The 23,185-nt window shown below is 65.6% G+C and carries 21 protein-coding genes and 1 riboswitch; of the genes, 12 read left to right on the top strand and 9 right to left on the bottom strand.

The annotated features are described in order from the left end of the window. Window position 1: 1 nt before the first annotated feature. The 7 genes from fhuB to BM059_RS24295 all read left to right on the top strand — a co-directional run bounded on the left by fhuB (window position 2) and on the right by BM059_RS24295 (window position 9,312). The gene (fhuB, locus tag BM059_RS24325; RefSeq protein ID WP_074941665.1) at window positions 2–1,978 is read left to right on the top strand and encodes a Fe(3+)-hydroxamate ABC transporter permease FhuB; all 1,977 of its coding nucleotides are present in this window, start codon (window positions 2–4) and stop codon (window positions 1,976–1,978) included. Then, window positions 1,975–2,865 (top strand): ABC transporter substrate-binding protein, encoded by an 891-nt coding sequence (locus BM059_RS24320; RefSeq protein WP_074941664.1) that lies wholly within the window; start codon window positions 1,975–1,977, stop codon window positions 2,863–2,865. Before fhuB ends, BM059_RS24320 begins: the two co-directional genes overlap by 4 nt. 91 nt (window positions 2,866–2,956) lie before the next feature. Next, window positions 2,957–5,365: a hybrid sensor histidine kinase/response regulator gene (locus BM059_RS24315; RefSeq protein ID WP_074941663.1), complete on the top strand. Its 2,409-nt coding sequence runs from the start codon at window positions 2,957–2,959 to the stop codon at window positions 5,363–5,365. A 227-nt stretch (window positions 5,366–5,592) separates the two neighbouring features. Beyond that, entirely contained in the window at window positions 5,593–6,234 is a 642-nt protein-coding gene (locus BM059_RS24310) for a TetR/AcrR family transcriptional regulator (RefSeq protein WP_074941662.1), read from the top strand. Further along, window positions 6,231–7,880 (top strand): acyl-CoA dehydrogenase family protein, encoded by a 1,650-nt coding sequence (locus tag BM059_RS24305; protein WP_074941661.1) that lies wholly within the window; start codon window positions 6,231–6,233, stop codon window positions 7,878–7,880. The genes BM059_RS24310 and BM059_RS24305 overlap by 4 nt, the downstream gene beginning before the upstream one ends. Before the next feature lie 12 nt (window positions 7,881–7,892). Further along, window positions 7,893–8,324 (top strand): PaaI family thioesterase, encoded by a 432-nt coding sequence (locus tag BM059_RS24300; RefSeq protein ID WP_074941660.1) that lies wholly within the window; start codon window positions 7,893–7,895, stop codon window positions 8,322–8,324. A 52-nt stretch (window positions 8,325–8,376) separates the two neighbouring features. Further along, a riboswitch (cobalamin riboswitch) is annotated at window positions 8,377–8,579 on the top strand. 52 nt (window positions 8,580–8,631) lie between these two features. Next, window positions 8,632–9,312: an energy-coupling factor ABC transporter permease gene (locus BM059_RS24295; RefSeq protein ID WP_074941659.1), complete on the top strand. Its 681-nt coding sequence runs from the start codon at window positions 8,632–8,634 to the stop codon at window positions 9,310–9,312. Window positions 9,313–9,456: 144 nt separating this feature from the next. Here BM059_RS24295 and BM059_RS24290 read toward each other — a convergent pair whose 3' ends face one another. Continuing rightward, window positions 9,457–10,185 carry a hypothetical protein gene (locus tag BM059_RS24290; RefSeq protein WP_036998212.1) on the bottom strand — a complete coding sequence of 243 codons (729 nt, stop codon included), beginning with the start codon at window positions 10,183–10,185 and terminating at the stop codon, window positions 9,457–9,459. Window positions 10,186–10,312: 127 nt separating this feature from the next. Between BM059_RS24290 and amn the strand changes: the two genes are divergently transcribed. Both amn and BM059_RS24280 read left to right on the top strand, forming a co-directional pair. After that, the gene (gene amn, locus BM059_RS24285; protein WP_036998210.1) at window positions 10,313–11,785 is read left to right on the top strand and encodes an AMP nucleosidase; all 1,473 of its coding nucleotides are present in this window, start codon (window positions 10,313–10,315) and stop codon (window positions 11,783–11,785) included. Window positions 11,786–11,888: 103 nt separating this feature from the next. Beyond that, window positions 11,889–12,698 (top strand): hypothetical protein, encoded by an 810-nt coding sequence (locus tag BM059_RS24280; protein ID WP_074941658.1) that lies wholly within the window; start codon window positions 11,889–11,891, stop codon window positions 12,696–12,698. A gap of 2 nt (window positions 12,699–12,700) precedes the next feature. Here BM059_RS24280 and BM059_RS24275 read toward each other — a convergent pair whose 3' ends face one another. Beyond that, window positions 12,701–13,672 (bottom strand): threonine dehydratase, encoded by a 972-nt coding sequence (locus tag BM059_RS24275; protein ID WP_074941657.1) that lies wholly within the window; start codon window positions 13,670–13,672, stop codon window positions 12,701–12,703. An 80-nt stretch (window positions 13,673–13,752) separates the two neighbouring features. Between BM059_RS24275 and BM059_RS24270 the strand changes: the two genes are divergently transcribed. After that, window positions 13,753–15,093, top strand: a complete 1,341-nt coding sequence (locus BM059_RS24270; protein ID WP_074941656.1) for an aminotransferase-like domain-containing protein — start codon at window positions 13,753–13,755, stop codon at window positions 15,091–15,093. Here BM059_RS24270 and BM059_RS24265 read toward each other — a convergent pair. Both BM059_RS24265 and ahr read right to left on the bottom strand, forming a co-directional pair. Continuing rightward, entirely contained in the window at window positions 15,090–15,530 is a 441-nt protein-coding gene (locus BM059_RS24265) for an acetyltransferase (RefSeq protein ID WP_074941655.1), read from the bottom strand. The genes BM059_RS24270 and BM059_RS24265 overlap by 4 nt on opposite strands. 59 nt (window positions 15,531–15,589) lie before the next feature. Further along, on the bottom strand, window positions 15,590–16,621 hold the full coding sequence (gene ahr / locus BM059_RS24260; protein ID WP_036998203.1) for an NADPH-dependent aldehyde reductase Ahr: 1,032 nt from the start codon (window positions 16,619–16,621) through the stop codon (window positions 15,590–15,592). Between the two features lie 123 nt (window positions 16,622–16,744). Here ahr and BM059_RS24255 point away from each other — a divergent pair, with 123 nt between their 5' ends. Beyond that, a complete protein-coding gene (locus BM059_RS24255) occupies window positions 16,745–17,365 on the top strand; it encodes a pseudouridine synthase (RefSeq protein ID WP_074941654.1) in 621 nt (206 codons plus the stop codon). Between the two features lie 220 nt (window positions 17,366–17,585). Here the strand turns inward: BM059_RS24255 and BM059_RS24250 are convergent, their stop codons facing one another. The 5 genes from BM059_RS24250 to BM059_RS24230 all read right to left on the bottom strand — a co-directional run bounded on the left by BM059_RS24250 (window position 17,586) and on the right by BM059_RS24230 (window position 20,516). Then, window positions 17,586–17,978, bottom strand: a complete 393-nt coding sequence (locus BM059_RS24250; protein WP_074941653.1) for a globin — start codon at window positions 17,976–17,978, stop codon at window positions 17,586–17,588. A gap of 79 nt (window positions 17,979–18,057) precedes the next feature. Beyond that, window positions 18,058–18,276 (bottom strand): DUF2788 domain-containing protein, encoded by a 219-nt coding sequence (locus tag BM059_RS24245; protein ID WP_003240295.1) that lies wholly within the window; start codon window positions 18,274–18,276, stop codon window positions 18,058–18,060. 90 nt (window positions 18,277–18,366) lie between these two features. After that, a complete protein-coding gene (locus BM059_RS24240; protein ID WP_004424680.1) occupies window positions 18,367–18,846 on the bottom strand; it encodes an Lrp/AsnC family transcriptional regulator in 480 nt (159 codons plus the stop codon). Between the two features lie 364 nt (window positions 18,847–19,210). After that, window positions 19,211–20,092 carry a cation diffusion facilitator family transporter gene (locus BM059_RS24235; RefSeq protein ID WP_036998200.1) on the bottom strand — a complete coding sequence of 294 codons (882 nt, stop codon included), beginning with the start codon at window positions 20,090–20,092 and terminating at the stop codon, window positions 19,211–19,213. 4 nt (window positions 20,093–20,096) lie between these two features. After that, complete coding sequence (locus tag BM059_RS24230) at window positions 20,097–20,516, bottom strand: polyribonucleotide nucleotidyltransferase (protein ID WP_074941652.1); 420 nt, start codon at window positions 20,514–20,516, stop codon at window positions 20,097–20,099. 129 nt (window positions 20,517–20,645) lie between these two features. Between BM059_RS24230 and hrpB the strand changes: the two genes are divergently transcribed. Further along, a complete protein-coding gene (gene hrpB, locus BM059_RS24225; protein WP_074941651.1) occupies window positions 20,646–23,180 on the top strand; it encodes an ATP-dependent helicase HrpB in 2,535 nt (844 codons plus the stop codon). Window positions 23,181–23,185: the final 5 nt, after the last annotated feature.

Here is a 23,185-nt window from a genome sequence, read left to right as displayed (position 1 = left end):
CATGACTGCTGTTTCGGCGCCGTCACGCCACCTTCTGACGCTGCTCGCGTTGCTGCCCCTGGCATTGCTGCATCTGTGGCTGGCGGCTGATCTTGATCCGCTCGAACTGTGGGCGATGTTCGATTCTGCCGAGCACAGCTTCGCCTTTCTGCAGCTGCAACTGTCGGCTCTGCCCAGGCTGAGCATGGCGCTGTTGACGGGCGCTGCGCTGGGATTGTCCGGCAGCCTGCTGCAGCAGATCACGCAGAATCGCCTGGTGTCTCCCATGACCATTGGCGCCTCGTCCGGGGCCTGGCTCGGGCTGGTGCTGGCTACCTTGCTGGTACCGGCCTTCGCCGCCAGTCACGGGCAGTGGGCCGCGCTGCTCGGCGCGCTGCTGGCAGTCGGCCTGGTGCTGCTGATCGCTGGGCGTAGCGGCATCGGCGGGCTGCCGCTGGTGCTGGGTGGCATGGCCATCAACCTGTTGCTCGGCGCCCTGGCCGCCGGGCTGGTGCTGATCAACAACCAGTATGCCCAGGGGTTGTTCATATGGGGCGCGGGCGATCTGGCGCAGATCGACTGGCACTGGGTGCAGTGGCTGTGGCCCAAGCTGTTGCTGGCGCTGCCGCTACTGATCCTGGCGCCACGACCGTTGAGCCTGCTGCAGCTTGGCAGCGACGCCGCCCAGGGGCGTGGCCTGGCCCTGTGGCCGGTGATGCTGGTGCTGTTTCTGGCAGCGCTGTGGCTGTGCGCGGTGTCGATCACGGCGGTCGGCCTGATCGGTTTCATCGGTTTGCTCACGCCGAACATGGCAAAAATGCTCGGAGCTCGCACGGCGCGTGACGAGCTGCTCTACAGCACGCTGCTCGGCGCCTTGCTGCTGCTCGGCACCGACGCCCTGGCGCTGCTGGCCAATCGGCTCAGCGGCCAACTGGTGCCCAGTGGCGCCGCCGCCGCGTTGATCGGTGCGCCGGTGCTGTTGTGGTTGGCGCGCCGGCATCTGGCAGCGGAAGACCCGCGTGGCCTGCAGTTGCCGCGCGGCGCCGAGCGTTTCGGCTGGCGCAGTGCGCTGTGGGTAGCGGCCCTCGCGCTGTTGGCGCTGACCGTGGCGCTCGGGCTGGCGCGTGGTGTCGATGGCTGGCGTCTGCAGTGGCCGTCGACGCTGGTCTGGTCGCTGCGCTGGCCGCGTGTATTAACCGCCGCTTCGGCCGGTGCCGGCCTGGCGATTTCCGGTCTGCTGCTGCAGCGGCTGCTGCGTAACCCGCTGGCCAGCCCGGATATCCTCGGCCTTTCCGCTGGCGCCACGCTGGCGGTGATGCTGGCGCTGATCGTCTTCGGTGGCGCGGCACTCGGTGCGGTCGCGCCGCTGGCGGCCTTCGTTGGCAGTCTGGCGGTGCTGGCGGTGTTGATGCTGCTGGGGCGGCGTCATCACTACTCACCGGCGTTGATGGCGCTGCTGGGAATTTCCCTCGGCGCGTTGCTCAACGCGGCTTTGCAGTTCGTGCTGGCCAAGGGCAGCGCGGACTCGTTCGCGCTGCTCGGCTGGCTGGCCGGCTCTACCTATCGCGCCACGCCGGCGCAGGCATTGTGGCTGACGCTGGGCGTGCTGCTGTTCGGCGCTGTGGCGTTGCTGTTCCAGCGCGCGCTGACGTTGATCGGTATCGGCGATGGTGTGGCCTCCAGCCGTGGCCTGAACGTGCCGCGCGTGCGCCTGGCGTTGCTGGTGCTGGTGGCACTGCTGTGTGCGCTGGTCACCAGTCTGCTCGGACCGGTGGCCTTCCTGGGGCTGCTGGCCCCGCATATCGCGGTGATGCTCGGCGCGCGCCGGGTGCTGCCGCAGCTGCTACTGGCGGCCTCGCTGGGCGCGGTGCTGATGCTGCTGGCGGACTGGGCCGGCCGCACTCTGATCTTCCCGCTGCAGATTCCGGTGGGCATCGTCGCCTCGGTGTTGTGTGGCGGCTATTTCGTCTTCCTGCTGATTCGCGGGCGGCTGGCATGAGCCGCTGGTTGCTCGGCGCGCTGCTGCTGTGGCTTAGCCCGGTGTGGGCCAGCGCTGCGCCACGGGTGGCGGCCTTGAGTTGGGAGGCCACCGAGCACCTGCTGATGCTCGATGTGACGCCACTGACAGTGGCCGATGCCGGTGATTACCGCGCCTGGGTGGTACGGCCGACGCTGCCCGCAGGCGTACCGTCGAGTGGTTCGCGCCTGGAGCCCAACCTCGAGTTGCTGGCCGAGTTGCAGCCTGAGCTGATCGTCATTCCGCCGTTGCTGGAAGACATTCGCCCGCTGCTCGAGCGTATCGCACCGGTACAGGTGTATCAGGGCTTCAGTCAGCAGCATGACAATCAGCAGGTACAGCGCGAGGCGTTTCTCGACCTGGCGCGCTCGCTGGGGCGTGAGGCACTGGCCGAGCGGCGCCTGCAGGCGATGGATGCCGAACTGGCGCAATGGCGTCAGCGGTTGCAGGCGCATTACGGGGAGCATTTGCCAGCGGTCACGGTGATTCGCTTCTCGTCGCCAACCGCTGCCTTCATCAATGGCCCCAACTCCATGCCGCAGCATGCGCTGGCACTGCTCGGCCTGCAGTCGGCGCTGGAGCTGACGCCGAGCCCCTGGGGCATCACCCAGGTACCGATCACCACCCTGGGGCGCATCGAGCAGGGCGTGGTGCTGCATATCGAACCCTTCGCCCAAGCGGCGCAGCTGTTCGCCTCGCCGCTGTGGCAGGCCATGCCCTTCGTGCGCGAGCAGCGCTTCGCCGCGATGCCCTCGACCTGGACCTATGGCGGGGTGTTTTCCCTGCAGTACCTGGCCGAGGCCATCGCTGGCGCGCTGCTTAAACTGCCACCTGAATCTGGAAAAGCATCCCAACAGCCCCTAGAGTAGAGCGATTCGAATATAAGTCTGCCGTGCGTGACGGCGCCATCTGATGGGCTAATGGGGGCCTGGGCGTCGTCCGACAGGGTTCTGGAGTCGTATGTACCGGCTGCTCCTGCTCATCGTGAGCTTCGTTTTTCCCTCGCTCGTGGGCGCCGTTACCTTCGACGAACAGACGCGTGCGCTGCCGTTGGGGCAGAGCATGTACGTGTTCGAGGACGTGCGTGGCGACGCCAGCATCGACGATGTGGCCTCGCCGGCCGTGCAAGGCAGCTTCCGCCTGCATGACAAGCCCGTGCTCAATGCCGGCTATTCGCGTTCGGTGTTCTGGCTGCGGCTGGACCTGCACTACCTGCCGCAGCAGGCGCAGGGGGCGCGCAACTGGTTGCTGGAGCTGGCCTATCCACCGCTCGATCACCTGGAGCTGTATCTGCCGGATGAGACGGGTGGCTTTGCCTTGGCTCAACGTACTGGCGACGCGCTGCCCTTCGACAGTCGGCAGATTCGGCAGAACAACTACCTCTTCGAGTTGAACCTCGAGCCGAATCAGGACAAGCGCATTTATTTGCGCCTGGAAAGCCAGGGTTCGATCCAGGCACCGCTGACCCTGTGGGCGCCCAACGCCTACCTGGAAGAGCAGCCAGGACGCATCTACGTGCTCGGCATCATCTACGGCGTATTGCTGGTGATGCTGTTCTACAACCTGTTCATCTTCCTCAGCGTCCGCGACACCAGCTACCTCTATTACATCCTCTACATCGCCTCGTTCGGTCTTTACCAGATCTCGGTGAACGGCGCCGGCATCGAGTATTTCTGGCCCAACAGCCCCTGGTGGGCCAACGCTGCGACACCCTTCCTGATCGGTTCGGCCGCCCTGTTTGGCTGTCAGTTCGCGCGCAGTTTCCTGCACACCTCCGAGCACAGTCCCTGGGTCGACCGCCTGTTGCTGCTGCTGATGGCCTGCGGCGCCGTGGTGATGGTCCTGGCGTTGTGCATCAGTTACGCGACGGCGCTGCGCCTGGCCACCTACCTGGCCCTGCTGTTCACCGTGGTGATCTTCGCCGCCGGCATCCTCGCCTGGCTGCGTGGCATGCGCGTGGCGCGCTACTTCATCTTCGCCTGGAGCGCCTTTCTCATTGGCGGCCTCGTCAACACGCTGATGGTGCTGGGCTATCTGCCCAACGTCTTTCTCACCATGTACGCCAGCCAGATCGGCTCGGCGCTGGAAGTGGGCCTGCTGTCGCTGGCACTGGCCGATCGCATCAACGCGATGAAGGAAGAACGCACGCGCATCCTGCAGGAAGCCGGGCGCAAGCTCGAAGCATTGAACCAGGAGTTGGCCGACAGCAACCGCTTCAAGGATGAGTTCCTCGCCACCGTCACCCATGAGCTGCGCACGCCGATGAATGGCGTGATCGGCTCGCTGGAGCTGATGCAGACGGTGAAGATGGACATCGAGCTGGAGCAGTACCAGAAGACCGCTGCGGCTTCCGCGCGCGACATGATGCGCATGGTCAACGATATCCTCGCCCTCACCGAGCTGCAGGCCGGCAAGCTCTACCCGCGGCGTGAGGCGTTCAGCCTGCGCGGCCTGTTCGATGGCCTGCGTGCCCAGTACGCGCCGCGTGCCGAGGAGAAAGGGCTGGCCTTCGCCCTGGAGCTGGATGACAACCTGCCCGATACCCTGGAGGGTGACGCTGCCAAGTTGGCCCAGGCCCTCGGCTACCTGCTGGACAATGCCATCAAGTTCACCAGCGAGGGCGGCGTAGCGCTGCAGGTCGGCCGTGTCGGCAGTGTGGGCAGTAACCTGCCGCTGAGCGTGGTGGTCAGCGACAGCGGTATCGGCTTCGCTCATGACGGCGACCTGTATCAGCGCTTCCACCAGCTCGACGGCTCGATGACCCGCAAGTACGGCGGGCTGGGCATTGGCCTGGCGATCTGCCGGCAGCTGGTCGATCTGCTCGGCGGCAGCCTCAGTCACGAGTCGCAGCCCGGTGTCGGCAGTCGCTTTCGTCTCAACGTGCCGCTGACCCTGCCGGAGCAGCAGGTGGCGCCGGTCGTGCGGGCGCCGCGTGCGCAGGGCGGCACGCTGCAGCGCCAGGCGCAGCAGTGCACGGTGCTGATCGTCGAGGACAACGCGATCAACCAACTGGTGACCCGCGGCATGCTGCTCAAGCTGGGCTACCGCGTGCGCACCGCCGATAACGGCGCCGAGGCCCTGGAGTTGCTGCGCGGCGAGAGCGTCGATGCCGTGCTGCTGGATTGCCAGATGCCGGTGATGGACGGTTTCGCCACCTGCCGGGCGATCCGTGCGCTGCCTGGCTGCGTCGAGTTGCCGGTACTGGCGATCACCGCGCACAGCCACAGCGGCGACCGCGAGCGTTGCCTGGCCGCGGGCATGAGCGATTACCTGGCCAAACCGGTGAAATTCGAGGAGCTGCGCGTGCTGCTGCACGACTGGGTGCTGTGCCGCCCGGCGACGATTTCCGCTGGTTCTGCTCCGGCCTGACGCGTCTGCGCGGGGCGTATTGAAGAAGACCTGCACCTTGTAGGAGCCGGCTTGCCGGCGATGCTTCGCGCCTGTCAGATCGATGCTCGCCAGCAAGCTGGTCCCCGCACTTGCAGCTTGCTACGAGCAACCTCGCTCCCGATTCAGCGGCAGATTTGGCCGGATCGTCCCTTTAGCCATGGTCTGAATCCTGATTCACTGCATGCAAGTGAATCAGGATTCAGACCATGGCTTATCGCATCACTGAAGCTCGACTCGACCGCGATCAGGCGCAACGTCAGCGCATCCTCGATTGCGCCTTGCTGCGGGTGGCCGAGGGCGGTTTCGCCGTCCTGACCATGCAGGCGCTGGCCGATGATGTCGGTATCGCCACCGGCAGCCTGTACCGCCACTTTCGCAGCAAGGGTGAACTGGCCGCCGAGGTCTTCGCCAACGCCAGCCAGCGTGAGGTCGATGCCCTGGCCGCCGCCTTGCGCGGGCCAGGCAGTGCCTGCGAGCGCCTGCGCGTTGGTCTCGAACAATTCGCTGCCCGCGCCTGGCACAGCCGCCGCCTGGCCTTCGCGCTGATCGCCGAACCGGTCGACCCGGAAGTCGATGAGCAGCGCCTGCTCTACCGCGAGGCCTACGCCGAACTGTTCATCGATTTGCTGGAGGAGGGCGCCGGTGCCGGCGAGTTTCGCGTCGAGCAGATCGGTCTGACGGCGGCCTGCCTGGTCGGCGCGATTGCCGAGGCGCTGGTCGGCCCCTTGTCGCCCCCTGCCCGCGCGGCTCGTGAAGCGGGCCAACCCACCCTGGAACTGGCGCAGGTCAGCGCCAGCCTTGCCACCTTCTGCCTGCGCGCCGTCGGCGCCGAGGAGTCCACGCGATGAAACCCAGTCTGCATGCCGAAACCCACGAGGTATTCAACCAGGTGCCGAGCCTGGATGGCGCCAACCTGTATCGCCTCGATCTGCCGCTGCAGGAGTGGACTCGCCGCTACGATGGTGCCTGGGCAGACGAGCGCCTGAGCGCCTATGGGGCCCTTGCAGGTGGCGCCTTGATGCAGGCCGGTTTTCTCGCCAACGAGAACAAACCGGTGTTCAAAAGCCACGATCGTTACGGCAACCGCATCGATCTGGTGGAGTTCCATCCGGCCTACCACGAGCTGATGCGCACGGCGGTCGAGCACGGTCTGCCGTCGCTGCCCTGGACCGATCCGCGCGCTGGCGCGCATGTCGCCCGCGCGGGCCTGACCTACATGCACAGCCAGGCCGAAGCGGCCAGCGGCTGTCCGCTGACCATGACCTTCGCCGCGGTGCCGGCCATTCGCCTGCAGCCCAGCGTCGCCGAGCAGTGGCTGCCGAAGATCCTTTCCAGCCAGTACGACCTGCGCAACCTGCCGATGGAGCAGAAAACCGGCGTCACCATCGGCATGGCCATGACCGAGAAGCAGGGCGGCACCGATGTGCGTGCCAACACCACCCGCGCCTATCCCATCGGCCTTGGCGGGCCGGGGCAGGGCTACGAACTGGTGGGCCACAAATGGTTCTGCTCGGCGCCAATGTGCGATGCCTTTCTCACCCTGGCGTACACCGACAAGGGCCTGTCGTGTTTCCTGCTGCCGCGTCACCGCCCGGACGGCACGCGCAATGAGTTCTACATCCAGCGCCTGAAGAACAAGCTGGGCAACTGGGCCAACGCCTCCAGCGAGGTGGAATACCGCGGCGCCTTCGCCTGGATGCTCGGCGAGGAAGGGCGCGGCGTGCCGACCATCATCGAGATGGTGGCGATGACCCGCTTCGATTGCATGGTCGGCTCCAGCAGCCTGATGCGCCAGGCGCTGACCCAGGCCGCACACCACTGCGCGCATCGCCAGGTAGGCGGCAAGCTCCTCGCCGACCAGCCGCTGATGCAGAACGTACTGGCTGACCTGGCGCTGGAGAGCGAAGCCGCGCTGGCGCTGTGCATGCGCATGGGCCGTGCGCTCGACCATCAGCATGACGCGCAGGAAGACAAGTTCGCGCGCCTGGTCACCGCCGTGGGCAAGTACTGGATCTGCAAGCGCGCACCGGAAATGATCTACGAGGCCAGCGAGTGCATGGGCGGCGCCGGTTACGTCGAGGAAACCATCATGCCGCGCCTGTACCGGGAAGCACCGGTCAACTCGATCTGGGAAGGCTCGGGCAACGTGCAATGCCTGGACGTGCTGCGCGCCTTGTCCAAGGAGCCCGGCGTGCTCGATGCGCTGTTTACCGAACTGGGCGATGGTCATGGCGATGCCCGTCTCAAGGCGCATATTCAAAGGCTCAAGGCTGATTTCAGCGACACTACAGACATCCAGTACCGCGCCCGCCAGCTCACCGAAGACATGGCCGTTGCTCTGCAAGCCAAGCTGCTGCTGGAGGCGGGCAACGCCACCGTCTCCGATGCTTTTATCGCCAGCCGTCTGGAGGGCCGTGGTCGGGTCTACGGCACCTTGCCGCGAGGTGTCGACGTCGAGGCGCTGCTGGCGCGCAGCACGCCGCACCTGGCCTGATCGGAGGTCCGTATGCAAGCACATCCGCGTTATCGCGAACTGGTCGAACGAGGGTTTGCCGAGGCCAACTTCATCAACGACCTGGGCATTCGCGCCACCGACTGCGGCCCGGGTTGGGTCGAGGCAGAGCTGGATATCCAGCCGCGCCACCTGCAGCAGAACGGCTTCATCCATGCCGGCGTGCAGACCACCCTGGCCGATCATGCGGCCGGTGCCGCCGCCGCGACGCTGGTGGCCGAAGGGCAGACGGTGCTGACTCTGGAGTTCAAGGTCAACCTGCTACGTCCGGCGCGCAGTGCACGCCTGTTCTGCCGCGCCGAGGTACTCAAGGCCGGGCGCCAGGCCACGGTGGTCGAGGCCGAGGTGTTCGCTGAAGAGGACGGCCAGAAACGCCTGTACAGCAAGGCGTCGGTGACCATGGCGGTGGTGACGTTGCCAGCCTGAGCGATGACTGAGAGCGGATGGCCTGGCACGCTGTTTTTTAGCCTGGCAGACGAGTAATCTTGCCGCCGATGGTTCTGCGTGCATGCATCTGACGCGGATGAAAAGGGAACAGGGTGCGGCGAATTTCGCCAATGCCCTGGCTGCCCCCGCAACTGTAAGCGGCGAACGATGCCCTCATGCCACTGACTCCGGTCGGGAAGGCGGGCGGAGTGCCAAGCCGTGAGCCAGGAGACCTGCCATCGACAACGGGCGTTTCGCCCACCCTTCATCCGAATCGTCGCGCGGTGGGCGCGGCAAAGGAACTCGCATGCATATCGAACCCGGTGTCGTCGAAGGCGCCAAGATCCTGCTCAGCTACGCAACGGCCGTCACCGCTTTCGGCCTGACCGCCAAACTTGCCCTGGACAGCGTCCGCAACAACGGCGGTGCCGCCGCCCTGGCGTTGCGCAGCCTGCTGACCACCGCCCTGGTGTTCTGCTTCTTCGAGGTGTTCCCGCATCATGCGGTGGGCGTTTCCGAGGTGCACCTGATCCTCGGCTCCACGTTGCTGTTGCTGTTCGGCGCCGGTGCCGCCGCCATCGGTCTGGCCGCGGGGCTGTTGCTGCAGGGGCTGCTGTTCGCCCAGTTCGACCTGCCGCAGTACGGCATGAACGTCACCACGCTGTTGATCCCGCTGTGGGGCATCAGCCTGTTGGCCAAGCGCATCGTTGCGCCGGGCACCGCGTACGTCGATCTTTCCTACAGGCAGGCACTGGCGCTATCGACTGCCTATCAGGGCGGCATCGTCGCCTGGGTCGCGTTCTGGGCCTTCTACGGTCACGGCTTCTCCAGCGAGAACCTGGCAGCCGTGGGCAGCTTCGGTGTGGCCTACATGAGCGTGATCCTGATCGAGCCACTGGTCGACCTGGGTGTACTGGCCGCTGCCAAAGCGCTGTCGCGTTTCAGCCAGGGTCCGCTGTTCAACGTGCGCCTGCACCAGACGGCCTGAGCCCGTCGCTCTAACGGTCATACGGTAAGAGGTGTCCCGGATGATGAAGCTTGTGCTGCATGCCAGCCCTCATCCGACGCTTCGCGCCACCTTCTCCCAGGGGGAGAAGGACACTAAGTAGGGCGTCGCTGCGCGACCCTCGCGCTAACGGCGGCGCTGCCAGATCATCTTGCCGGTATTGCTCTCGGTGACCAGGTATTGGTCGCTGAAGCGGTAGTAGGCGGCGGGTTGATAGTCGGCAGCGCCTGCCAGGCGCACCATCAGCATGTTGCCCTGGCTGAGCCAGTGGCCGCTGTACTGCACCTCGCCGGGGCTGTCATAGCTCCAGTCGCTGCCGCCGCCGGCCGAGCGGCTCCACTGGGTGACGCTACCGTCGGCGTTCAGCTGCAGGGTCATCAGGGTGTTGAACGAGGCGAAGTTGGCGCCGCCACTGTTGATGATCTTCTCGTGCACCCAGGTACCGACCAGTGCTGGGTCCTGAGCGCCTGTAGCGGGCGGTGTTGTTGCCGTTGCTGCGCCTTCACGCTGGAACAGCGCCTGGCGTTCCAGCACCTCGCCGTTGCGTGGATCGCGCGCCGCAATGCTGGTGTTGAGCATGGCGTTGGCGTAGGTGGCGTTCATGTTGGCCAGCAGCAGGCCGGACTGCGGGTCGCTGATCTCGGCGCGCAGCACCTGGCCATCGTAACGCCCCCTGAAGTCCAGGCGCAGGGTGCGATTCTCCACGTACTGCCCTTCGACCCGTTCGCCTTGCTGGCGCAGGATCAGCTCGGTCGGTTGGCCGTCGAGCGTCGTCCGGTAATGACCATCGAGCTCACCGGCCTGAGCGCTGACGCATGGGACGATGGCCAACAGCACAACGATTGCACGACGCATGAAGATGACCTCTGACGAATTGATCCAAGCCTAGTCGCTGGCAGTGAGATGCGAGGCCTGCCGCGCTATGTTTTCCTCAGCGTATGCAGGCAAGATAGGCACGTATGTTCAGTCAGGAAGATGCACAGTGAAAGCCTGCTCAGATGATTTCATCATTGCCCACACCCCCGAAGAGGCCGTCGACCGCCTCGCCGCCTTGCACCAGGAGGCCACCGGTGCGTTGAGCCAGGCGCTCAAGCGTTACCTCAAGGAGCGCATCCGCCCCGATGCCAGCGAGCACTGCCTGTTCCGCTACCCCGAATTGCGCCTGACCTACCTGTGCCAGGGCGAGGTGCCGACCACCGTGCGCGCCTACGCCAAGGTGCAGATACCGGGCACCTACGCGATCACCGTGACTCAGCCGGCGGCCTTCCGCAAATACCTGCTGGAGCAGCTGCGCCCTCTGATGAACGACTTCACCCTGCGTGTGGAAGTAGGCCGCAGCCAGCAGAATATTCCCTATCCGTACGTGGTCGAGGGCGGCGATGAGCTGGCCGGCAGTGGCGTGACCGCCGCCGAGCTGGCGCGCGTATTCCCCAGCACCGACCTGTCTGCCGCCACCGACGGCACCGCCGATGGCCTGTACGACTGGGAAAACATCGACCCGTTGCCGCTGGCGCTGTTCGACGCGGCGCGCACCGACTTCTCGCTCAAGCGCATCCAGCACTACACCGGCAGCGACTGGCGCCACGTGCAGCCATGGATTCTGCTGACCAACTACCACCGATACGTCGACCAGTTCATCCGCCATGGTCTGGACATGCTGGTGGGCGACTCGCGCTTCACCCGCATGGTGCTGCCGGGCAACGTGGTGGTCGAGCGCGGCATGGCCGAAGGCGAGATGCAGGCGATCATCGAGAACGTGGTCTGGCACCGCTACCAGATGCCTGCTTACCACCTGCAGGCCGAGGACGGCCACGGCATTACCCTGGTCAATATCGGTGTCGGCCCGTCCAATGCCAAGAACATCACCGACCACCTGGCCGTGCTGCGCCCACATTGCTGGCTGATGATCGGCCACTGCGGCGGCCTGCGCCAATCGCAGACCATCGGCGACTACGTGCTGGCCCATGCCTACATGCGTCGTGACGGCATTCTCGACCGCGTGCTGCCACCGAATATTCCCCTGCCGGCGCTGGCCGAGGTGCAGCAGGCACTGCAAGAGGCCGCCAAGCTGGTAACCGGCGAGCAGGGCGACGAGCTGAAGAAGCGCCTGCGCACCGGTACCGTGTTAACTTACGACGACCGAAACTGGGAGCTGCGCTGGGCGCAGGAACGCCCGCTGATCAACCTGTCACGCGCGGTGGCGGTGGACATGGAAAGCGGCACCATCGCCGCCCAGGGCTATCGCCTGCGGGTGCCCTACGGCACGCTGCTGTGCGTGTCGGACAAACCGCTGCACAGCGAGATCAAGCTGCCCGGCGCAGCCGGCGCCTTCTACGAGCGTGCCGTGACCCAACACCTGCACATCGGTATCGCGGCCCTGGAGCTGATGCGCAGCCAGCTCAACTCGTTGCACTCGCGCAAGTTGCGTAGTTTCGACGAGCCGCCGTTCCGCTGATAAACAGGGCGTGGCCTGACGCACAGTCTGGCCACGCCCCGGCGACGCTCATCCACGCTCTGGTTTAGACTCGCCCTCGTCATGGACGAACGAGGCGATACGCATGGAACAGGCACGTCTGCTGCTCACAGCGCTGTGGGAACCCTTCAGCTTTTTCAGTCTTTTCCTCTACACCGGTCTGGCGCTTTTGCTGGGCGCGGTCGTTGGCCTGTTGCTGGCGCTCAAGCTGCACCGGTTGGGCTGGCTGGCGCGTAACAACCGCTGGCACCACTGGCTGCTCAAACTCTACTTTCTGCTATTGCCGCTGGCAGGTGGTTTTCTCGGCTTCCAGGTTGGGCTGTTGTATGGCAGCCAGCAGCAGATCAATCGCCATCTCGACAGCTACGCGCCGTTGGTGCAGGAACTGGCTGACGACATCTGGAGCGACTTCCAGGCCTATGTCGAGGCGCAGGAGGAACAGGGACTATTGGCCGTGCGTGATGTCAGCGTGCAAGCGTTGCTGAATCAGTTGGCGCTGGACTACGTCCGCAGTGAGCGGCTGCAGGAAGCTGCCGAGCGTGCCGAGGCCTCGACCGCAGAGCGCATCGCCTTCGACTTGCTCGACCGCCTGCGCGCCAGTTTGCTGGGCAAGGCGATTGGCGAGATGGCGGTCGAGAAAACCGCGCGCTACAGCGGGCTCAACGAGAAGGTGCTGAATCAGGTGCTGGATGCCCGCATCGAGCAGCTGTTTCGCGCCGAGTTTCTGCTGGGGCTGCTCAAGCAGCAGATCGGTCATGTCTTCAAACCGCTCTATATCGCGCTGCTGATCCAACTCGGCTTGTTGCTGGCGCTGATCGCGGCAGAGTGGGGCGTGTCGCGCTGGCTGCGACAGACGTCCGCGCGGGTACTCGTCGAGCCCGTGCCGCAAGCCTGATCTCAGGCCGCGACCGGCGCTTCGTCACGCAGCAGTTCGGCCAGAGCTGCGCGGTCGATATTGGCGCCGCTGAGTACCACGGCTACGCGCTGGCCGGCATTGAGCTCGCGCTCCTGCATCAGCGCAGCCAACGCCGCTGCACCGGCGCCTTCGGCGAGGTTGTGGGTGTCCTCGTGATAGCTGCGGATGGCGGTACGGATCTCCTCGTCGTCGACCCGCACGACGCGTGCAGCGCCGGCGCGGATCATGTCCAGCGCCAACTGCTGCGGCTGGCGGCAGGCCATGCCGTCGGCCAGGGTGTCGGCGCGTTCGGTCTGCACCAGGCAACCTTGTTCGAAGCTCTGTGCATAGGCGTCGGCGCCGCTGGCAACCACGCCGATGATCTCGGTGTCGAGGCCAAGCAGGTCGCGGGTGCGGATCATCCCGCAGATGCCCGAGCCGAGGCCGATGGGTACATACACCCGGCGCAGGTTCGGCACCGCCTCCAGCAGCTCCAGCGCGTAGGTGGCTACGCCACGCACCAGATCCTCGTGCAGTGACGGTACCCAGTGCAGGCCGTCGCGTTCGGCGATACGCGCGGCTTCGGCACGGGCTTCGTCGAAGTCGCGGCCATGTTCGATCACCTCGGCACCGAGGGCGCGCATCGCCGCGTTCTTCTCGCGGGCATTGCCGTGCGGCACCAGGATGCGGATCGCCAGACCGGCGGCGCGTGCCGCCAGTGCCAGGCTCTGGCCGTGGTTACCGCGGGTGGCGGTGACCAGCCCACGTACCTGCGGCTCGCGACGCAGCAGGGCGTCGATATAGACCAGCCCGCCGCGTACCTTGAAGGCCGCGGTCGGGGCATGGTTCTCGTGCTTGACCCAGACCTCGCAGCCCGTGCGCTGCGCCAGCAGCGGCCAGGCCAGTTGCGGCGTTGGCGCCATGTGGCGGTGAACCAGTTCAGCGCTCTGGCGCAGTTGGGCGAGGTCGAACATGACAGGCACTCCGAGTGGTGTTGACCCGGATGCTAGTGCGGCGCATTGTATGGGTAAATCTTTATATTGCATGGCAAGCAATGTGGCTTCCTGATCTTCAAGACAGCTCCCTACCGACTTACCTGGCACTGGTCGAGGCCATCGCTGTGGCCATCGGCCGTGGCGAACTCAAGCCCGGCGAGCGCCTGCCACCGCAGCGCCGCCTGGCCTGGACGCTGGGCATCAACCCGAGCACGGTGATGCTCGCCTACCGCGAGGCGGCGCGTCGGCATCTGGTTTCCGGCGAGGTCGGGCGCGGCACCTACGTGCTGGCTGGTAGCCGTGAAGCGAGCCTGTTCCGCCTCAAACAACCGACCGCGCAGGGCGACTTGATCGACCTGTCGACCAATGTGCCGGTGCATGACCCGGACAATCACGACCTTTCCACCAGCCTCGCCGCACTGGCTGCCCGTGGTGAGCTGGACGCGTTGCAGGCCTATCCGTCGGCTGCGCTGGTCGAGCGTGCGCACCTGGCTGGCGTCAGCTGGCTGCGCCGACGCAGCCTGGAGCTGGCGCCGGGCGGCCTGTTGCTCTGCGCCGGTGCCCAGCAAGGCGTGTCGGCCGCGCTGCTGGCGCTGTGCGAGGCGGGCGAGCCGATTCTGGTGGAGCGCTACACCGCGCCGGGGATCAAGGCTGCCGCGCGCCAGTTACGTCTGCCGCTACACGGCGTGGCGATGGACGAGCACGGCATCCTGCCTGACGATCTCGACCGCCTGGCCCGTGCTACTGGGGCGCGCGTGGCGGTGCTCACGCCCTGTTTGCAGAACCCCACCGGCGCCAGCCTGGACGCCGAGCGCCGCGCGGCCATTGCCGAGGTGGCACGGCGGCGCGGGCTATGGATCATCGAGGACGATGTCTACGGCGTGCTCGGCAGCGAGGCACCGCTGGCGGTGCAGGCACCTGAGTGCTGCCTGTTGATCAGCAGCCTGTCCAAGAGCGTCGCGCCCGGCTTGCGCCTGGGCTTCATCGCCGGCGCGCCGGAGTTGCTCGAACGCATCGACCCCGAGGCTCAGGCCACGCGCTGGGCCGTGACGCCGCTGAGCCTGGCGCTGGGCTGTGAGTGGATCGAAAGCGGCATCGCCGAACAGCGCCTGGCCTGGCAGATCGACGAGCTGCAGCAGCGCTGGCGCCTGGCCGCGCGCGTGCTCGGGTCGCGCATGCCGCAGGGCCGGGCGGTGGCACCGCATCTGTGGCTCGATGGTACGCCGCCGGTTGGTTTGGCCGAGGCGTGCCGACAGAACGGCGTCGAGGTGGTGCCAGCCGAGGTGTTTGCGGTCGAGGCCAATCCGGGCCATGCGGTACGTATCAGCCTCGCGGCGGCTGCCAGCCGGGTCGAGCTCAAGCAAGCGCTGGAAGGGATCACGGCGGCCTGGCCTGTTTAGCCAAGAGACATATGCAGTATCGGGAAGGGCCGCCCACCACCGTCCAAGCGTGAGCGGTCGGTCACCACGAAACCCAGATGCTGGTAGAAGCCCACGGCCTGCGGATTCTGTTCGTTGACGTCTACCCGCGTGGCGCTCAGCTCGTCGATGGCATGGCGCATCAGCCGCTTGCCCACACCCTGGCCGTGGCAGGTCGGGTCGACGAAGAGCATTTCCACCATGCCTTCGCTGGTGCCGAGAAAACCCAGGATCCGCCCCGCCTCATTGCGTGCACAGGTCAGCTGCACGGCCGGGAAATACTGCTCGCGCAGCAAGGGTTTGATCACCTGCAGGTCGCTTTCCGGCAGGAAGTGGTGAGTGGCGCGCACGGCCGCCTCCCAGATTTCCACCAGAGTGGGCAGTTCAGCATCGGTAGGGGTGTCGAGCGTCAGCGACATGGCGGCAGGCATCCAGGATTAAGCAGGGCGCAGAGCATGCCAGCTCTGCGCCCGTGCTGTCATTTGCTGGCATCCAGCACCACGCGGTAGCGCGCCTTGCCACTGCGCAGGTGGTCGATGGCCGCGTTCACCTGACTCATGGGGAATTGCTCGACCTGCGGCAAAATCTGGTGGCGGGCACAGAATTCGAGCATGGTCGCCATGCTCGACGGCGAGCCCACTGGCGAGCCGGACAGGCTCTTCTGCTGTGGGATCAGGTTGAATACGTGCACCGGGATGGCGCTGGGCACGATGCCGACGAAGTGCAGGCGACCCTTGCCGCGCAGGGTGCCGATCAGGGCAGCCCAGTCGAGGTCGGCGCTGGCGGTGACCAGGAGAAAATCCAGGCTGCCAGCAATCGCCTTCATCGCCGTGCTGTCGGTGGAGGCCACCACCTTGTGCGCACCCAGGCGTTTGGCTTCGTCCTGCTTGTTCAGTGACGAGGTGAAGGCCGTCACCTCACAGCCCCAGGCGTTGAGGAAACGCAGCGCCAGGTGGCCGAGGCCGCCGATACCGACCACGCCAACGCGGTCGGTGGGCTTGATGTCGAACTCCAGCAGCGGGCTGAACACCGTGGAGCCGGCGCAGAACAGCGGGCCGACCAGTGCCGGGTCGAGCCCCTCGGGCAGCGGCACGGCCCAGGCCCAGTGCGAGCGCAGGCGGTCGGCGAAACCGCCATGGCTGCCGACGATGGTCGGCTTCACCGAGCGGCACAGCTGGTGCGAACCCTCCATGCACGAGCCGCAATGCATGCAACTGCCCTTGTACCAGCCGATGCCGACCCGCTGGCCGAGCTTGAGGCCGCGTGCTTGTTCGCCGAGGCGGACGATGGTGCCGACCACTTCATGGCCGGGGATGAAGGGATAGCGCGCATTGCCCCATTCGTTGTCGATCATCGACTGGTCGGAATGGCAGATGCCGCAGTATTCCACCGCCACTTCCACCTCTTCGGCACCGAGTGGGCCGGGGTCGTAGCTCAGGCGTTCCAATGGCGCCTTGGGCGTCGTGGCGGCCCAGCCGGTGAAGGTGGCGAGTTCGGCGTTGTTGCTCATCGGTGGCTCCTGATCGCAGGGTGTGAACCAGCAGCTTAGTCGCTCTGGCGGGGCGTGGAAGCACCATCAGCGCTGCTTATCGTGGGTTACACTGCGCAGCCCTGTCTGACCGAAGATCGTTGCATGTCGCGCCCTCGTCCCCCCGCCAGTCGTCGTCCTGCCGCTCCCCGTCGCGTGGCCAAGGCACCGCCTGCGCAGCCGCGCCTGCTGATCCTTAACAAGCCGTTCGACGTGCTCACGCAGTTCAACGACGAGCAGGGCCGCGCCACACTCAAGGATTTCGTCGAGGTGCCTGGCGTGTACCCGGCCGGGCGTCTGGATCGCGACAGCGAAGGTCTGTTGTTGCTGACCAACGATGGCAGCCTGCAGGCGCGTATCGCCGACCCCAAGCACAAGTTGCCGAAGACCTACTGGGTGCAGGTGGAGGGTGAGCCGAGCGAGGCGCAATTGCAGCAGTTGCGTGAGGGCGTGACGCTCAATGACGGCCCGACCCTGCCGGCCGAGGCGCGTTTGTTGGCTGAGCCCGAGCTGTGGGAGCGCACCCCTCCGGTGCGCTTTCGCAAGAGCGTGCCGACGGCCTGGTTGGAGCTGGTGATTCGCGAGGGGCGCAACCGCCAGGTACGGCGCATGACCGCCGCCGTCGGCTTGCCAACTCTGCGCCTGGTGCGCGTGGCCATCGGGCCGTGGCGGTTGGATGGGTTGCAGCCTGGGCAGTGGCGTGAGGTGCCGGCGTTATTGCCGTAGAGGCGCGTCATTATTGCCGGCGAAGTTGGTGCGCACGGCGCACCCTGCGGCCGGCGGTGTCCCTGTAGGGTGCGCCGCGCGCACCAGGGTCACGCCGATTGTTCCCGTGTCGCCGCTGGGCGGGTATAGGGGGAGAACGGAGGCGGTTGCGATGATCAGTAAGGCGCACCGCGCAACGGACGTTTTGTCGCAGAGGCCGGCCCAGCAACCCTGACCTGAATCAATAACCGGCCTTGATCACGGCGATACCTTTGTTCAGCACTTCACGCCAGGCCTGACGCACCTCTGCGTCGCACTCCTTGTCGTGTTCGCCGATGGTCGTCAGCAGCGCATCGAGCCACAGGTCGTAGAGTTCTGGGCGAATGTCCAGATGCTGGCGCGAGTGCGATTCGCCGAGGGCGCGCAGCTTGGTGTCGGGCATGCCGCGGGCGTGCATCACCAGGTTGAGAATGCCCTGGCGCAGCAGCTGTTTCTGCGCGCTCATGTCGGTGTCGACGAACTTCTCGCGGATCAGCGGCGAGCTGGCGAGGAAGTGGCGGTAGAAACTGTCGAAGAAATCCGGGCTGGCGCAGCAGCGTCCATAGCTCTGCATCACCAGATTGGCGGCGCTCATGTGTCACTCCTTGAGTGGGCTGCAGGCCGCGTTTGCGGCGGCCTGGTATCGATCAGAGGTGTCGCGTCGGCTGGCTGGATCAGCCGTGAATACCGCGCGCGGTCTCGATGATGTAGGTGATGATCGGCTTGGCGAGGAAGGCGAACAGGCACAGGCCCAGGCCGAGGAACAGGATGGCGGTGCCGAGGCGACCTGCCTTGGACTTCTTCGCGAGGTCCCAGATGATGAAGAACATGAACAGCATCAGGCCGCCCACCAGGACGTACATCATCAGGGCTTCAAATTGTTCGGTTTCCATGGTGCCTCGTGATTCGGACGGAAAACGCAGGGCGCAAATTATACGCGCCCTGACCCAGGGCGCGGCATGATCCGCTTCACCCTGCGACTTTCAGTCGCGCAGGTGCTGTAACGGCAACTGCGTGCTGGACAGAATCTGCTGCAGCACGAAGCTCGAACGCACGCTGGAAACGCCGTCGATACGGGTCAGGGTGCCGAGCAGCAGCTTCTGGTAATGATCCATATCCGGCACTACCACCTTGAGCTGGTAGTCGGCATCCATCCCGGTCACCAGGCAGCATTCCAGCACTTCCGGGCATTTGCGGATTTCATCCTGAAAGTGTTCGAAGCGCTCGGGTGTGTGTCGGTCCATGCCGATCAGCACGTAGGCGGTCAGGCTCAGGCCGAGCTTCTTGCGGTCGAGCAGGGCAACCTGGCCGGTGATGTAGCCGTCGTCTTCCAGTTGCTTGACGCGACGCGAGCAGGGCGACGGCGAGAGGCCGATGCGTTCGGCCAGCTCCTGGTTGGACAGGGCAGCGTTGCGCTGCAATTCGGCGAGAATGTTCAGGTCGTAACGGTCGAGTTTGTCCATTTTCCAACTGGCTCATTATTTGATTGCGTAAGATAGTGCTCCTTTAGCTGTAAATTGCGCAATTGGTAAAATTGTAAGCAATATTAGCAATCTTATTTCGGCGTGGGCGGCGTAAGCTTTCTCTCAGTTTCATGGCCCGGACGATAAGTCCTACCGGCCTCGCCCAACCAGGTGAGCCGGCGCCGACGGTCCTACCGGATCGCACCGGCACCCGGGTCCGCACTGCCCAACCAGGCGGGCGACGAAAGCGGCGACAGCATCGCCAGTACCGGACAGATTTCCCGAAGGGGCCGCAAGGCCCCTTTTTATTGCCTGGAATTTCTGCTGTTTGAAGGTGCCGGGAGGCTGGGGGAGGGCGTTGTGCTCAGTGCTGGACCACTTCCTGCGGGTCGGCGTGCACCAGCACTTCGGCGCGTGGGTAATGCGCGTGGATCGCCTTTTCCACGGCCTCGCAGTGCGCATGCGCGTCGGACAGGCTCATCTCGCCAGGCAACTCCAGGTGCAGTTGGACGAACCAGCGCGTACCGGAAATGCGTGTGCGCAGGTCATGCGAGCCCAGCACGCCAGGTACGGCATTGGCCAGCGCGTACATGTGCTGAGAGGTTTCGCTGGGCAACTCCTCGTCCATCAGCACGGCCACTGCGCCGCGCACAATGCTGATGGCGCTCCAGAAGATGTAGAAGGCGATGCCGATGGCGAAGATCGCATCCATCTGCAGCCAGCCGAAGCGGGTCAGCAACAGGGCGAGCAGAATGCTGCTGTTGAGCAGGATGTCGGAACGGTAGTGCAGCGAGTCGGCGTGAATTGCAGTGGAACCGGTTTCGCGTACCACCTTGCGTTGAAAGGTCAGCAGGGCCACGGTCAATGCCAGCGACAGCAGCATGACGGCGATGCCGATACCTTCGGCCTCCAGCGGTTGCGGTGATTGCAGGCGCTCGATGCCCTGCAGGCCGATGAGCACGGCACTGACACCGATGAACAGCGCCTGGCCCAACCCCGCCAGGGCTTCGGCCTTGCCGTGGCCGTAGCGGTGATCCTCGTCGGCCGGGCGCAGGGCGAAGTGCACGGCGATCAGGTTGATCAGTGAGGCGGCGCTATCGAGCAGCGAATCGGTAAGGCCGGCCAGCAGGCTGACCGAACCACTCAACCACCAGGCAATCGCCTTGGCCAGTACCAGCGTCAGCGCTACTGCCAGCGCTGCGCGGGTGGCCAGGCGCATCAGCCTGGCGTGCTGCGGGTTGTGCATGGGCTCAGGCTGCCGGGCGCAGGCCGTAGGCGACCAGTTGCTCGGCACTGCCGCTGTGCTGGATCAGACGCGGGTCGTCGAGTGGCAACTGGTGGCCGGTGCTGGTTTCGATCAGCGTCTTGAGCGCGTACTGGTCGACCTTGCCGTCTTCCCCGATCAGTTGCTTGAGCTGTTGCGGGTCAACCTGAACGGTCTGGCCTTCGGGTAGATAGATGGCACCGGTGGCGAAATCCACGGCGAAGGCGATCAGCCCCGGAATCACATAGAACAGGATGCCGATGGCATTGGCCCCGGCGATCACCGGGTCTATCTTGCCTTCGATCTGGCCGCGGCGATCCGGGTAGAAGATCGAGCCGCAGGCGGTTAGCTGAGCGAGCAGGGTGGCGGCGACAACGCCGGCGATAACGCGGGATTTCGTGCGCATGGGCACCTCCATAAATAAAGTGGCGCAACTATAGCAAGGCGATGATTGCAAAACTGCAGCCCGCTGTTTCAGACCGGCAAGTTGGTTGGCGGTTCGCCGCTATAATCGGCGGCTTGTTGTGGAGAAATGATGAACAGCCTGCCAATCGACGTCCTGTTACCCGCCCTGCGCGACGCCCTGGCCGAGCGCCACGAAGTCGTACTGGAGGCGCCGCCCGGCGCCGGTAAGACCACCCGCGTACCGCTGGCATTGCTCGACGCGCCCTGGCTGGCCGGGCAAACCATCCTCATGCTCGAGCCGCGCCGCCTGGCAGCGCGTGCTGCGGCAGAGCGCCTGGCCAGCGAGCTGGGCGAGCGGGTGGGCGAGACGGTCGGCTATCGCATTCGCCTGGATAGCAAGGTAGGGCCGAATACGCGTATCGAGGTGGTTACCGAAGGCATCCTTGCCCGCCGCCTGCAGGATGATCCGGCGCTGGATGGCGTCGGCCTGGTGATCTTCGACGAATTCCATGAGCGCAGCCTGGACGCCGACCTTGCCCTGGCGCTGACGCTTAACGGCCGCGCCATGTTCCGTGGTGTGGACAGTGGTGAGGCGCCGCTCAAGGTGTTGCTGATGTCCGCAACGCTGGAGGGCGAGCGCTTGGCCGCATTGCTGGATGATGCGCCGGTGCTGCGCAGCGAAGGGCGCATGTTCCCGGTGGATATGCGCTGGGGGGCGCCGTTTCAGCCGGGCGAGTGGATCGAACCGCGCGTGCTGCAGACGGTGCAGCAGGCGCTGGCGGAGGAGCCCGGCAGCCTGCTGGTGTTCCTGCCGGGGCAGGCCGAGATTCGCCGTGTGGCCGAGCAACTGGGCGAGGTATTGGTTGGTCGCGACGACATCCTGCTCTGTCCGCTGCATGGTGAACTGGATCTGGCCGCCCAGCGCGCGGCCATCGAGCCGGCGCCTGCAGGCATGCGCAAGGTGGTGTTGGCCACCAATATTGCCGAGACCAGCCTGACCATCGACGGCGTGCGCGTGGTGGTCGACGCCGGTCTGTCGCGGGTACCGCGCTTCGATCCGGCCAGTGGCATGACCCGTCTCGACACGCAGCGTATTTCCCGCGCCTCCGCGACCCAGCGCGCCGGTCGTGCTGGCCGCCTGCAGCCGGGCGCCTGTTATCGGCTGTGGTCGCAAGCGCAGCACGAACAACTCAGCGCCTATTCCGGTGCGGAAATCCTTCAGGCCGACCTGTCCGGGCTGGCCCTGCAACTGCTGCGCTGGGGCGTGACGCCGCAGGAGCTGTGCTGGCTCGACGTGCCACCGCCTGCCGCCTACGCCCAGGCGCTGGATCTGCTAGGCCGCCTCGGTGCGCTGGATGAGCGCGGTGCGCTCAATGCCCATGGCCAGGCCATGGCCGAGCTGCCCTGCCACCCGCGTATTGCCCATCTGCTGCTGCGTGGCCAGGCGCTGGGTCTCGGTGCACTGGCCTGCGAACTTGCGGCGCTGCTGTCGGAGCGCGACATCCTTCGAGGTGCTGGCGCTGATCTGCACAGTCGTCTGGCCCTGCTGTCTGGTGAAAGCCGCGCCGTGCGCAGTGCCCAGGGTGGTGTGCAGCGCGCGCGGCAACTGGCGAAACAGTTTCACGGGCTGATCAAGAATCGTCCGGTGACTCAGGCGGTAAGCGACCCCGAGCATCCGCGCTGGCTCGGCTGCCTGCTGGCTTTCGCCTACCCGGATCGCATCGCCCAGCAGCGCCGCGCCGGTGGCGCCGACTATCGCCTGGCCAATGGCCGCGCCGCGCAATTCGGTGAAACCGATGCGCTGATGAAACACGAATGGCTGGTGGTCGCTGACCTGGGCAGTCGCCAGGGCCAGCGTGAGGAACGGATCTACCTGGCCGCCGATCTCGATCCGGCACTGTTCGCGGGAGAGCTGGCCGAGCAGGTCGCGACGCTGGAGGTGCTCGACTGGGACGAGCGCGAAGGCGTATTGCGCGCCGAACGTCAGCGCAAGGTCGGCGAACTGGTGCTGGAACGTCAGGCGCTGGCCGCACTGGATCAGGAGGCGCGTGGCCGTGCATTGGTCGGCCTGGTGCGACGCAAGGGCCTGGAGCTGCTGCCCTGGACGCCCGAGTTGCGCCAGTGGCAGGCGCGGCTGGCGCTGTTGCGCGAGCTGGACATACAGCAGCAAGGGCAGAGCGAATGGCCGGACTTGTCCGATGCCGCGCTGCTGGCCAGCCTCGAGCAATGGCTGACGCCTTACCTGAGCAAGGTCAACCGTCTCAGCCACTTCGCCAATCTCGATCTGCCATCGATCCTGCAGACGCTGCTGCCCTGGCCGTTGCCGCAACGCCTCGACGAGCTGGCGCCGCGTGCGCTGAGCGTGCCGTCTGGTTCGCGCATCAGCATCGACTACACGGAGAGCCCGCCGGTGCTCGCCGTGCGTCTGCAGGAGCTGTTCGGCCTGGCTGCCACGCCGCGTATCGCCGGCGGCCGCCTGGGCCTCAAGCTGCACCTGCTGTCACCGGCACGGCGGCCGGTGCAGGTGACCCAGGATCTGGCCAGCTTCTGGGCCAATACCTACCTGGAGGTGAAGAAAGATCTGAAGGGCCGTTACCCCAAACACTACTGGCCCGATGACCCGTTGATTGCCGAGCCCACCGCGCGGGCCAAACCGAGAAAGTGAGAAGA

It is taken from the genome of Ectopseudomonas composti, from assembly GCF_900115475.1.
GTDB classification, from domain to species: domain Bacteria; phylum Pseudomonadota; class Gammaproteobacteria; order Pseudomonadales; family Pseudomonadaceae; genus Aquipseudomonas; species Aquipseudomonas composti.
The sequence above is the reverse complement of the archived record's forward strand: the minus strand, read 5'-3'. Positions and strand labels throughout refer to the sequence as shown.

Bases quoted from the DNA above. Each gene is read 5' to 3' on its own strand.
- BM059_RS24320 (WP_074941664.1), top strand. From the start codon at position 1,975: ATGAGCCGCTGGTTGCTCGGCGCGCTGCTGCTGTGGCTTAGCCCGGTG.
- BM059_RS24280 (WP_074941658.1), top strand. From the start codon at position 11,889: ATGGAACAGGCACGTCTGCTGCTCACAGCGCTGTGGGAACCCTTCAGC.
- BM059_RS24270 (WP_074941656.1), top strand. From the start codon at position 13,753: ATGTGGCTTCCTGATCTTCAAGACAGCTCCCTACCGACTTACCTGGCA.
- BM059_RS24250 (WP_074941653.1), bottom strand. From the start codon at position 17,978: ATGAGCGCCGCCAATCTGGTGATGCAGAGCTATGGACGCTGCTGCGCC.
- BM059_RS24315 (WP_074941663.1), top strand. From the start codon at position 2,957: ATGTACCGGCTGCTCCTGCTCATCGTGAGCTTCGTTTTTCCCTCGCTC.
- BM059_RS24275 (WP_074941657.1), bottom strand. From the start codon at position 13,672: ATGTTCGACCTCGCCCAACTGCGCCAGAGCGCTGAACTGGTTCACCGC.
- BM059_RS24240 (WP_004424680.1), bottom strand. From the start codon at position 18,846: ATGGACAAACTCGACCGTTACGACCTGAACATTCTCGCCGAATTGCAG.
- BM059_RS24255 (WP_074941654.1), top strand. From the start codon at position 16,745: ATGTCGCGCCCTCGTCCCCCCGCCAGTCGTCGTCCTGCCGCTCCCCGT.
- BM059_RS24230 (WP_074941652.1), bottom strand. From the start codon at position 20,516: ATGCGCACGAAATCCCGCGTTATCGCCGGCGTTGTCGCCGCCACCCTG.
- BM059_RS24310 (WP_074941662.1), top strand. From the start codon at position 5,593: ATGGCTTATCGCATCACTGAAGCTCGACTCGACCGCGATCAGGCGCAA.
- BM059_RS24295 (WP_074941659.1), top strand. From the start codon at position 8,632: ATGCATATCGAACCCGGTGTCGTCGAAGGCGCCAAGATCCTGCTCAGC.
- BM059_RS24300 (WP_074941660.1), top strand. From the start codon at position 7,893: ATGCAAGCACATCCGCGTTATCGCGAACTGGTCGAACGAGGGTTTGCC.
- BM059_RS24235 (WP_036998200.1), bottom strand. From the start codon at position 20,092: ATGCACAACCCGCAGCACGCCAGGCTGATGCGCCTGGCCACCCGCGCA.
- BM059_RS24305 (WP_074941661.1), top strand. From the start codon at position 6,231: ATGAAACCCAGTCTGCATGCCGAAACCCACGAGGTATTCAACCAGGTG.
- fhuB (WP_074941665.1), top strand. From the start codon at position 2: ATGACTGCTGTTTCGGCGCCGTCACGCCACCTTCTGACGCTGCTCGCG.
- BM059_RS24290 (WP_036998212.1), bottom strand. From the start codon at position 10,185: ATGCGTCGTGCAATCGTTGTGCTGTTGGCCATCGTCCCATGCGTCAGC.
- ahr (WP_036998203.1), bottom strand. From the start codon at position 16,621: ATGAGCAACAACGCCGAACTCGCCACCTTCACCGGCTGGGCCGCCACG.
- hrpB (WP_074941651.1), top strand. From the start codon at position 20,646: ATGAACAGCCTGCCAATCGACGTCCTGTTACCCGCCCTGCGCGACGCC.
- BM059_RS24245 (WP_003240295.1), bottom strand. From the start codon at position 18,276: ATGGAAACCGAACAATTTGAAGCCCTGATGATGTACGTCCTGGTGGGC.
- BM059_RS24265 (WP_074941655.1), bottom strand. From the start codon at position 15,530: ATGTCGCTGACGCTCGACACCCCTACCGATGCTGAACTGCCCACTCTG.